At 39.4% G+C, this 11653-nt stretch carries 14 protein-coding genes; all 14 read right to left on the bottom strand.

All coding sequences use genetic code 11. The features are described from left to right. Positions 1-277 precede the first annotated feature (277 nt). Positions 278-697: a hypothetical protein gene (locus WDA22_17640; protein ID MFA5835307.1), complete on the bottom strand. Its 420-nt coding sequence runs from the start codon at positions 695-697 to the stop codon at positions 278-280. A gap of 857 nt (positions 698-1554) precedes the next feature. Further along, entirely contained in the window at positions 1555-1842 is a 288-nt protein-coding gene (locus WDA22_17635; GenBank protein MFA5835306.1) for a hypothetical protein, read from the bottom strand. A 276-nt stretch (positions 1843-2118) separates the two neighbouring features. Further along, the gene (locus WDA22_17630; protein ID MFA5835305.1) at positions 2119-2592 is read right to left on the bottom strand and encodes a nucleoside deaminase; all 474 of its coding nucleotides are present in this window, start codon (positions 2590-2592) and stop codon (positions 2119-2121) included. Between the two features lie 207 nt (positions 2593-2799). After that, a complete protein-coding gene (locus WDA22_17625; GenBank protein ID MFA5835304.1) occupies positions 2800-3426 on the bottom strand; it encodes a hypothetical protein in 627 nt (208 codons plus the stop codon). 292 nt (positions 3427-3718) lie between these two features. Beyond that, on the bottom strand, positions 3719-4279 hold the full coding sequence (locus WDA22_17620) for a hypothetical protein (GenBank protein MFA5835303.1): 561 nt from the start codon (positions 4277-4279) through the stop codon (positions 3719-3721). A 260-nt stretch (positions 4280-4539) separates the two neighbouring features. Then, positions 4540-5784: a T9SS type A sorting domain-containing protein gene (locus WDA22_17615; GenBank protein MFA5835302.1), complete on the bottom strand. Its 1245-nt coding sequence runs from the start codon at positions 5782-5784 to the stop codon at positions 4540-4542. A gap of 253 nt (positions 5785-6037) precedes the next feature. Continuing rightward, entirely contained in the window at positions 6038-6562 is a 525-nt protein-coding gene (locus WDA22_17610) for a hypothetical protein (GenBank protein MFA5835301.1), read from the bottom strand. A gap of 544 nt (positions 6563-7106) precedes the next feature. Then, positions 7107-7586, bottom strand: a complete 480-nt coding sequence (locus WDA22_17605) for a hypothetical protein (protein MFA5835300.1) — start codon at positions 7584-7586, stop codon at positions 7107-7109. Positions 7587-7782: 196 nt separating this feature from the next. After that, positions 7783-8352: a hypothetical protein gene (locus WDA22_17600; GenBank protein MFA5835299.1), complete on the bottom strand. Its 570-nt coding sequence runs from the start codon at positions 8350-8352 to the stop codon at positions 7783-7785. 214 nt (positions 8353-8566) lie between these two features. Further along, positions 8567-8962 (bottom strand): hypothetical protein, encoded by a 396-nt coding sequence (locus WDA22_17595; protein MFA5835298.1) that lies wholly within the window; start codon positions 8960-8962, stop codon positions 8567-8569. A 189-nt stretch (positions 8963-9151) separates the two neighbouring features. Continuing rightward, a complete protein-coding gene (locus tag WDA22_17590) occupies positions 9152-9328 on the bottom strand; it encodes a hypothetical protein (GenBank protein MFA5835297.1) in 177 nt (58 codons plus the stop codon). 426 nt (positions 9329-9754) lie between these two features. Beyond that, the gene (locus WDA22_17585) at positions 9755-10351 is read right to left on the bottom strand and encodes a hypothetical protein (protein ID MFA5835296.1); all 597 of its coding nucleotides are present in this window, start codon (positions 10349-10351) and stop codon (positions 9755-9757) included. Between the two features lie 204 nt (positions 10352-10555). Then, positions 10556-10879, bottom strand: coding sequence for a hypothetical protein (locus tag WDA22_17580; protein ID MFA5835295.1), 324 nt, complete (start codon positions 10877-10879; stop codon positions 10556-10558). 193 nt (positions 10880-11072) lie between these two features. Then, complete coding sequence (locus tag WDA22_17575; protein MFA5835294.1) at positions 11073-11519, bottom strand: hypothetical protein; 447 nt, start codon at positions 11517-11519, stop codon at positions 11073-11075. Positions 11520-11653 lie beyond the last annotated feature (134 nt).

Raw genomic sequence — 11653 nt, 5'->3', positions numbered from 1 at the left:
TAAACTCCGACATAAAGTCTTTTCTGTTAAATCGTAGTCAGCTAATGAAAGCGTACGATGAACTGCTGATTCTGCTTTTCCTTTAGATGCGGCCTGCAACAACTGCGGCCTAACGGACTGGAGCTAACCTGCGTGGTAACGTTCCAGCGCGTGGGATTCTGTTTTTAAATTTAAAATGATGTCGCGTATAGTAAGTTGTCATTTGAGAACACAACACTTAAAACTCAAAGCGCGTCGCGGTTACCACGTCAGGTTGAGCGACTGGTTAGGCAGCACTTTATGATCGTTTCTTATTTATTGGCCATCGAGAATAGTCTCGCTTAGCTTTTTTTATAGATGTTTCTAGCTCGTCGACACAACTATTCAAAAATAAACGCAAACATTTTGTTGAACAAAAATATAAACAGAAATATCCACCACGAACATCTTTAGCAATATTGATTTTAGTATATATCTCTCGATCTTTACCATTGCCTACATCATGTCCACCGTGCCATGTTAAACCCATAAATGCATCAAGTGTACTCGATGTGGTGCCAGAATCATTCCTACGGTTCATTAGTAAAGCTCCGCCATCTATAGCGGCAAACGAATGTGGCTCAAATACTTTTTGCACACCACAAACTGGGCAAATAGCTTTCTGTGGGTAATCACTCACATTTTTGGAAACAACTGGTAACTTAACGGACTTTTTCATTAGAGTGCTGCCTAACGGACTGGAGCTAAACTGCGTGCAAACGTTCCAGCGCGCCGGGTTGTGTTTTTAAATTGCTGATAACTATCGCTGTCGTAAGTTGCATTTGAGAACTTAACACTGAAAACTCAGAGCGCGTCGCGGTTTGCACGTCATGTTTGAGTGACTGGTTAGCCCGCAACACTATTTTTTGAAACGCTACACTGCTGGCGGCTGGCGTAAGCCACGTTGAATTGTACAACTAAACTTGAATTACAGAAACTGGTTGTTTGCCTTTTGAGGCAAAATCAATTGCCATTTAAGGCAACTTTACTTGAATTCTCTTTCCACTTTCTGCCGCCAGCAGAGCGGGCTAACGGACTGGAACTAAACTGCGTGCAAACGTTCCAGCGCGCCGGGAATGATTTTAAATTGAAAATGATACCGCGTATCGTAAGTTGTCATTTGAGAACTCAACACTCAAAACTCAGAGCGCGTCGCGGTTTGCACGTCATGTTTGAGTGACTGGTTAGCCCGCTAAAACTATTTTTTTGAAACGCTACACTGCTGGCGGCTGGCGTAAGCCATGTTGAATTGCACAACAACTTATGAATGTTAAAGAACTGTTTATTTGTTTTTTTGATTTTACAACAAAACTCAAATTGAACTACACAACTTGAGAAACATTTTATTTTGCCGCCAGCAGAGCGGGCTAACGGACTGGAGCTAACCTGCGTGGTAACGTTCCAGCGCGATGGATTCTGTTTTTAAATTTAAAATGATGTTTCGTATCGTAAGTTGTCATTTGAGAACACAACACTTGCAAACTCAAAGCGCGTCGCGGTTACCACGTCAGGTTGAGCGACTGGTTAGGGCGCAACTTATTTTATAATATATTCTTGAATTTCAATTTTCCATTTTGCCATAACACAATTCGTTTTTAAATAATGAGAGCCTTTAGAACGAAATACTGATTTACCATTTCCCTCTTCACTTACATGCCCCATCATTTCAAGTATCTTATCATCTTTATACACGAATGCTGCGAAATAAACACCAATTTCAGGATCAGGAAATTGTTTTTCGACAGTCCATAATGCCCTCCATTTAGATGATGTGATATAGAAATCATCCGTTGTTTCATTTCCTTTTCCAGAGAATATTACCACTGTTTTTTAGGTTCCCGTGGATTGAGAATATGCAAATGCACAAAAAGTGCTACTAATTAAAAGAAAGATGAAAACCTTTTTCATTATTACCTCTATTTAATTAGTTTGGCTTGTTGCGCCCTAACGGACCGCGGCTAAGCTGCCCCGCAACGTTCCAGAGCGCGGGGAAGTGTTGATTGAATTTAAAATGAGCTTTCGTATCCTATGTTGTAAGTTGACGACACAACACTTGAGTTTCAGAGCGCCAGCGGTTGCGGGGTCAGTTTGAGCCGCTGGTTAGGCCGCCGACTTGTTCCAAAAGCCATTGTGGACAATCCGCGCTTCATCGAGCAACAGTGGTCCAATAATCCTAACTGGTTCAGTTGCACGTGCGAATAGTTCGCGACAGGGCACAAGAAAGTATGGTCCAGCCAACGCTACGAGTTCTACAGACGAAAGCGCATAAACTACGGATCGGATTCCGGCCCAATACATTTTCCCAGCACACATTGCGCAAGGTTCACAACTTGTATAGAGGATAGAGCGTCTGATCTGTTCAGGCGTTAGTTGCTGAATTGCTTGGGTGACAAGATTTGTTTCAGCGTGCGCAGTTGGATCATGATCTGTGTTTACGGAATTCCTGGCAGTGAGAACAACTTGACCATCTAAGACCAGAAGAGCGCCGAATGGTTCGTTTCCATTGTTGCGCGCTTGACTGGAGAGTCCAATTGCTTCTCTGACGAACTGCTCGTGATTGTTTGACGAGGCCATGATCGACTCCTATATGATGTGAGGAAATACCAGCGGCCTAACGGACTGGAGCTAACCTGCGTGGTAACGTTTCAGCGCGCGGGGTTCTGTTTTTAAATTCCTGATAACTGTTCGTATCGTAAGTTCTCATTTGACAACTCAACACTCACAATTCAAAGCGCGTCGCGGTTACCACGTCAGGTTGAGCGACTGGTTAGGCAGCTTTCATTATTTTATTTGATAGCGCAATAACTTGTATTCCAAATAATTAGGGCCAAAAAGATAAAATAATCTTTTGTAAACAAGGCCAACATTTTTAGCATATGCTGTTTTGTAATTTCTTTGTTTCATATAAGGTGGATTTTCTTCCATATATTTTATCGTGCCAATAATATATTTTGAGTTGAATGTTCCTGCCAAGACAGAAAATGTAGAATCCGTTTTTGAAAGAACAGAGGTCAAATAATACATCGTATCATTTGGAAGAACATATCGATTTTCGATGAATGTTAATTTTTTATTTAGAGATAGTAATTTCTCACCGTCATTATTTACAATCATTTCGGATGAATCTCTATATAAACTCACTCCAAATATTGAACTTTTAAATACTTTGTAAGAATATCCATTCACCAATGAATCTTTTGTAACTACAATACTATCTAACAAACCCGCATCAGAAAATACTAAGGATGTATCAGCTTCATATACTTTGTAAACCCAGTAACTACCAATTGACATTGGATAATAATCTGTAACAGTTTCATTTAATGTTGTTTGATTTGTTATTAAGTCCTCATTTTTACAAGATATTAAAATCAAACTTATTGCGAAGATAATCATCATCTGTTTCATATAATTGATCCTTTAATATTTTTTGACAATAGTTGAATTTTCAAAACACTATTTATCAATTTATGTCAATTGGAGATTTACCTTTCTGATATTGATTGTCCTTGTCAAAGCTGCCTAACGGACTGGAACTAACCTGCGTTGCAACGTTCCAGAGCGTGGGATTGTGTTTTTAATTTACTGACAACAATCGCTATCGTATGTTGTGTGTTCATTTCTCGACACTTGAAAACTCAGAGCGCGAGCGGTTGCAACGTCAGGTTGAGTGACTGGTTAGGGTACACGATTTTGAATATTATTTTTGACTAATCTTAACGAATTTGGTGACACAAACTGATACTTGTTTTTGAAGAAAAGTAAAATATTCAGTGCAAAGATTATGTATCGATTCGCGTGATAATTCGGATTCATCTTTGTTTATTTTAACAGTGCCAGTAAATTGAAATGAATTTTCACTTTCTGGCACATATGGTGGTTCATCTGGTGTAGTTATAGTAATTTTATATTCTGTACCGTCAGGTTCTTTTTGAAAATCTTTAATAACTGAATAATACTCCTCGTCAACAGCGATATGTTCAAGAAAATAAAAATCCGTTTTAACACCAGCCTTTTTAGTGCTGGAAACACGTAGATCATTGATTTCCTTTAACAGTATTTTCTGTTCATCAGAAATATCACACGTATTAAACCATTCCTCCCAACCAGTAACTTTCCCAAATTCAAATCTCATTATCCACGTAGTACTTCTTGCAGCATTAAGAAAAGCACTTAATATGTAATCAAAAAATGGATCTCGCGGATTTAATTGATTAAGAAAATATCGAGATTCGTCTAATTTCCGTTCGGTATTGGTCATATATTTATTTACGGTATTTGGTACAATATATATTCCGTGTGCCCTAACGGACCGGAATTAAGCTGCCCCGCAACGTTCCAGAGCGTAGGGAAGTGTTGATTGATTTCAAAATGAGCTTTCGTATCCAAAGTTGTAAGTTGACGACTCAACACTTGAGTTGCAGAGCGCAAGCGGTTGCGGGGTCAGCTTGAATGACTGGTTAGAACGCAAACGGGAAAACTTTAATTAATAGTTTGCAAAACAATAATTACAGTTAAACATTATCTTAACAAAAGAAGTTTTTTGGTTTCTGTGTATGAACCCGCTTGTAAACGATAGAAATAGACACCACTCATCAAATATTCTGCGTTCCATTTTTGTGAGTATGTACCGGCAGACAATTCTTTCGACAGAATTGTAGTGACCTCTTTTCCCAATACATCAAAAACTTTCAATAATACAAACGATTTTGATGAAAGACTAAAGGAAATAGTCGTCGCGGGATTAAACGGGTTCGGATAGTTCTGGTTAAGACTGAAATGCGTCTTCAAGTCGCTCGAAAGCCTATCCACTGAGGTGATCATCTCCGACAAGGCGCGTCTCCAGACGCCGATAGAAGTCCCGGCAAAAAGATTCGTGCCTCCTGCCCCATTGGGGGAGAAGGCAAGAGCACGGACATAAGTGCTTGTCAAGCCGGTACTCGCTGAAGTCCAGCTTGTGCCGTAGTTGGTTGATAGAAAGACACCGTGGCTAGTTCCAGCAAAGAGATTCGTACCGGACACGGCAAGACCATTGACATAAGGGTCCGTCAAGCCGTTATTGACCGCAGTCCAGCTTGTACCGTTGTTGGTGGAATGAAAAGCTCCGCCGCCCCAAGTCCCAGAAAAGAGATTCGTGCTCGACACGGCAAGCGAAAAGACAATTTTGTACGTCAATCCGGTATTGACCTCAGCCCAGCTTGTGCCGTTGTTGGTGGAAAGATAAACGCCGCCGCCATCAGTCCCGGCAAAGAGATTCGTGCCAGAGACAGAAAGAGTACGCACAGAACCCAAATCCGATCCGGTAGCTGTCCAGCTTGTACCGTTGTTAGTGGAAAGAAAGACGCCACTGCGCTCAGTCCCGGCAAAGAGATTCGTGCCAGAGACGGCAAGCGTCATCACAAGAAGTTTCGTCAAGCCGGAATTGACCGCAGTCCAGCTTGTTCCGTTGTTGGTGGAAAGAAAAATGCCGCTATCAGTCCCGGCAAAGAGATTCGTGCCGCTGAAAATAAGCGCTTGCACAGTATAATATTGAGAACTAGTACCAATTTTTGCAAGACCATTGTTCACTGTAGTCCAGCTTGTGCCGTTGTTGGTGGAAAGATAAACGCCGCAGCCAACAGTCCCGGCAAAGAGATTCGTGCCAGAGACGGCAAATGATGAAACCCAAACGCTATCAAGCGTCGTCTTGATCCATTGGGAATTTAATGGATTCGTACTAGTAAATAGACAAAACACTAAAAAAAGAAACCAAAAAACTTTTTTCATCTGTCCCTCCATTTATTTAATTGTGAAATGCAATTACACCCAATAGGTGGAATCGCACAATGATTTTTTTTGCGTTCTAACGGACTGGAACTAAGCCGCGTGGTAACGTTCCAGCGCGGTGGATTGTGTTTTTAATTTGCTGATAACCATTTCTATCGTAAGTTGTCATTTGAAAACTCAACACTAAAAACTCAGGCGCGTCGCGGTTACCACGTCGGCTTGAGTGACTGGTTAGGCCGCCTACTTAGTTAACTTATTTTATTAACCGAGAAATAACAATTTTAAATCCAGCTAAAATTGTCATCGGTGATTTATCATCAGGAGCATTGTCGTGTACATTATGGGATTCGCTGAGGATCAATCTAATCGGAAGATAGCCATCACGAGGTATGGTTGTATAACAAGAAAATATATCGCCCTGTGGAGAAAAGCCAAATTGTTTACCATCATATCCAACTAACGTAGGACCGGGGGTCGGTAATCCAGCTTCTTGCTTCCAATAATCACCCGCCCTAAGCCAAATCATGTAATAATAGGTCCCTTTGTTTGCTCGAAAAGAACCGAGAGCTTTCACTTTACATATTCCAGTAAAAGGTAACTTTACATCCTTTAATAGAATATTGTCATCTTTGTTCATTGTTATATCTTCAAGGGTTGTGAGAGTAACGGAGTCAGTTGTTTCCTTAATATCAATTTTGCCTGGTTGAGAAATGGCAAATTGTGTTACCAATAATATAATTATGGAAACAACAATATTTGTAGTTTTATAACGAAGCATATTATCCTCCTTTAAAGATAGTGATTAATAAGAGCGGCCTAACGGACTGGAGCTAAGTTGCGTGCAAACGTTCCAGCGCGCCGGTTGTATTTTTAAATTAAAAATGAGTTCGCGTATCGTAAGTTGTCATTTTAGAACTCAACACTTTCGCCAAAGAGCGACGGCGGTTTGCACGTCAACTTGAGCGACTGGTTAGCCCGCTACACTATTTTTTCTTGCGCTACACTGCTGGCGGTTGGCGTAAGCCACGTTTAATTGAACAACAACTTTTGAAGGTTAAAGAACTGTTTATTTGCTTTTTTGATTTTACAACAAACCTTAAATTGAACTGCAAAACTTGAGCAACATTTTATTTTGCCGCCAGCAGAGCGGGCTAACGGACTGGAACTAACCTGCGTTGCAACGTTCCAGCGCGCGGGATAATGTTTTTAAATTGCTGATAACTATCGCTATCGTATGTTGTGTGTTCATTTCTCAACACTCGTAAACTCGGAGCGCAAGCGGTTGCAACGTCAGGTTGAGTGACTGGTTAGGTTGCACATAATTAAACAGTAAAATGTTGAGTAAAGAAATGTATAAACTCTTGATTTGCATACATTATGTCATCAGCGATTTTATTTAATCCATTTATATCGACGTCCACAGGGTCCCATTTTACTGGCATTTCGTTGCCGCCTTTTGATATCTTAAGTCTATGAATCGATTCTGCATCAGAAACAAATAAAATTGAATGCATTATATCATTTCGCGCTTTTATTGATTTCCGCAACTTGTCTAGCGCCAAACTAAAAGGTTTCAACAATTGTTCATCTTTAACTTTATAAGCAAATACGGATTCTAACATCGCAAGAATTTTACCGATACTTTCACCTGCAAGCATAGACTGAATTACTCCAATTTCAATTTTAGCCATCATTGAAAACGATAACATTACGTTAAGTTCAACATTGCTCATTGCTTCCACAATTCTACCAAGCGCTTCTAATTGCGCTTTTCTATTTGGGGTCATAATTACAAATTGCATATTGGTTTTATTGATAATGGTAGAATGTTGTGCAACCTAACGGACTGGAGCTAAGTTGCGTGGTAACGTTTTATCGCGGCCACGAAATACATTTTGTGAATTGCTGATTTCTTCCGCTATCGTGTGTTGTGTTCTCATTTTACAACATTCGACTGAAAACCAACGCCGCGGTTACCACGTCAACTTGAGCGACTGGTTAGGCAACAGAATATTGTTTAATTATTTTAAACACCTCTACCGATAATAGAGCACACCATAATATTAGAACAATAGCTATCGCATTCTTTTGTCCATTCGATAAATTTAGATACTCTTGTTTATCAGTTAAATGTTCATAAGCTACTGCTTTAGGATAGAGAAGAGCATATTTCATTCTCCATTCACTTGTAATCCGTTTTGCATAAAAGACACCTTTATAAGGAAATATCCAGTAATAATCTTGGCTGAGGACATCTAGAACCTGGATTACTAAGTTGTAAGAACATTCTTTATCAATATTGATTTCAAAATAGAATTGCTCGTCGGTGTATTGGCGTTCAATATTTTGATGATACTTTTGAAATTTCTTAATCTGTTCAGGTTCGTCACCCTTAGTGAAATTCACAACTACTTTTTGGTAATAACCCATAACATTTTGAGGATACGTTCCAGCACTACTTCCATTTACCGGTAGATCAATTCGAAATGAATTTAATCCTATTCTCTCTTCGATTAGCTGGTTGTAAAACATAAAAAACAACAGTGGCAATCCAACAAGTGATATCATTCCACTGGAATAGAATATTTTTTTATGTTTATTCAAGTAGGATATTTTTTTCTGTTGCCTAACGGACTGGAGCTAACCTGCGTGGTAACGTTCCAGCGCGATGGATTCTGTTTTTAAATTGCTGATTACTATTTCTATCGTAAGTTGTCACTTGAGAACTCAACACTCAAAACTCAAAGCGCGTCGCGGTTACCACGTCAGGTTGAGCGACTGGTTAGGCGCCTTGCCTAATTTTAGCAATACAAAAACGATATAATGTATCTTTATGAAAATACCATCTTTCAGCCACATCGGAAGCAGGAACATTCGGACCAATACAGTCTTTCCCCATCCTCATTTTAACGACGCTGCCATCATTTTTTAAAAATTCTATTACAAATTCTGGGTTCACTTTCCCCTCCCTTCTACTTGAGAGAGTATTAAGTTCACCAAAAATGAATCTTAGTTCGTTTTTCTCGTCTACTACTGTCCGTTTTAAAGTATCAGGCTGAATTAACGATATTGATTTTACATCGGCTATTTCTAATCCGTTTTTAGATTTAAAATCAGATTTACAGCCACCAAAAATTAAAAAAACAATGCTTAATAATATTTTTGATGAGTTTTTCATGGGCGCCTAACGGACTGGAGCTAAGTTGCGTGGCAACGCTCCAGAGCGTTGGATTAAAAGTTTAAATTAAAAATGCTGTCTCGTAACGTATGTTGTATTTAGATTTCACGACACTAAAAACTTTGAAGCGCAAGCGGTTGCCACGTCAACTTGAGTGACTGGTTAGGCCACACACAACATATTCTATTGCTAACTCATCGGCCGTATTCGACCGAGCCCGGCAGCAGCAGCAAACGCAACCATAAACGCTGGTACTGCTGTTATTATGGGCCAGAGTACCAACGCCAAGGCGAGTGAAGGACGATAGTTTGGAGTTGCCAACAATTCATGAACGTTCGCCGCGACTGCAAGCCCGAAAGATCCCAACGCGGCAGCTAAAGATGCATGTAATGCAATTAAACTGGGCGAACCACGTTGCCGAAAATGTTCGTACACAATGTGAACCATAAATGCAACGACACTGACCAACCACGCGGCCCAACGCGAAATGCTTTGCATCTCACCTAAAGTTGATAAATTGGCGAGCACAGGGAAAGTGACTCCAACGAAGGCGTACCCGACTCCGAACAGTATCATTGCCCTGACCCAACGATTGTTATCTGATACATTCATTTGTGTGGCCTAACGGACTGGAACTAAGCCGCGTGGTAACGTTCCAGCGCGTGGATTGTGTTTTTAAATTGCTGATAACCATTTCTATCGTAAGTTGTCATTTGAAAACTCAACACTCAAAACTCAGAGCGCGTCGCGGTTACCACGTCGGCTTGAGTGACTGGTTAGGCGGCACCACTATTAATTTGTATTTTTCGGTCTAAATATATTTCCGATGGCTAAACTCAATATACCAATTGCCATTGTAAACATGAGACCTACTAACCATTTATTTAAATCGTAAATACGATCAATTTCTTGTCTAACTAAAAGTATATCTGTCTGATTTGTAGCTTTAAGTGCTTGCAATTCCTTCTGAAATAAAATCATATCAATCGCTTTTGTAGGATCAACCAAAATCACTTTTTCGAGAGAAGACAATCTTGAATTTAATTCTACCAACGACTTATGAAGCAATTTGTACTCATCTGAAGACAATGGCTTCTTGTGAGAAACAATTTTTGACGCGCTGTCAATAATCTGTTTGCGAAGATGGGATAATTGATTCTGTAGAGAATCTATAACAACTCTGAGGCCTTCTATTTCATTTGCTTGTCGTGTCACGACACTGGGAAGTTCGTCATATCTCTTTAAACCAAGATCAATCCCAAGATAATTCGACACTGGAATCAGTGTAATTAATACACCTAAAGTAGCTATTGCAACAGATAAAGTAGTGTACAATCTATATAGCTTGGAGGAACGAAGCATTCGTTCGCGTTGAGATTGATTATCCATAATTTTAAGATTGGAAAAGTTTATGCCGCCTAACGGACTGGAGCTAAGCCGCGTTGTAACGTTCCAGCGCGTCGCGATTGTTTTTTAATTTGCTGATAACTATTTCTATCGTAAGTTGTCATTTCATTTCTCAACACTCGCTAATTAAGCGCGAGAGCGGTTACAACGTCGGTTTGAGCGACTGGTTAGCCAGCAAGGATTTCTTTATTTTTTTGTACGAAATTGAGACATCAACACATTGCCAATTGTTTCGAGTACTGGCAGAACTGACAAAATAAATTTTGCGATAAAAACAATTAATGCGAACTGCCAATTTAGTAACAAAATCGATAAACCTACCGCCCAATGAAACCACGCAACCATCCCAACCCAAGTTGGTAACATTTCTTCGTTCGCAGGAATATCCCCTCTTTTTACGGCTTGAATTAACCTTTTATCAAAAGTAGTTATTGACGACGTAATGATATAGATAACTGTTAATGATATTAGTAATGGTGAATCAATTGGCGTTTCAAATATTGTTATCATATTCTGGTTCTTCTTGCTGGCTAACGGACTGGAGCTAACCTGCGTGGTAACGTTTTTACGCGGACGCAATGTCGATTAACTCACCGATTAGTAAAAGTGTCGTATGTTGTGTTTAGAAATTTCAACTTTGAATACAAATATTGCGGCCGCGGTTACCACGTCAGGTTGAGCGACTGGTTAGGCAACCAATAGTTTACTTTCTTTCATAATCATAGATTTGATCATTTGAAAACAACGAATCTTTTTCCAAAAATAAGGGATGGGTATTTCCTTCAAGATATTTATAAAATTCTCTTATTCCTTTTTCATCAATAATTAACATAATATCTTCATTACCATAATATTTCTTATCAGGTTTGTAATAATATTTTTTTCGTTCAACCATATTAATCTTAAAAAACCAAATGCCTTCACAACAACCACTTACAATTATTAATAATGAATCATCTATCGTTCCAACTATTGAAGTTTCACCTAATGGATGACCATATATTATTAATGAATCAGATTTCGTAGCCCTAATTACAACACTGCCATATTCTTTTCCCAAAACAGAAACATATTTTCCATGCTTTAACTGAAAACTAGTCGCTAAAGTTGTAATGAATATAACTGCTATTAAAATAAGAAAATGTTTCATTCTGGTTGCCTAACGGACTGGAGCTAAGTTGCGTGCAAACGTTCCAGCGCGCCGGTTGTATTTTTAAATTAAAAATGTGTTCGCGTATCGTAAGTTTTCATTTGAGAACTCAACACTTCCGACAAAGAGCGGCG

This window comes from Bacteroidota bacterium, from assembly GCA_041658205.1.
Taxonomy (GTDB): Bacteria; Bacteroidota; Ignavibacteria; order UBA10030; family UBA8401; genus UBA8401.
The sequence above is the reverse complement of the archived record's forward strand: the minus strand, read 5'-3'. Positions and strand labels throughout refer to the sequence as shown.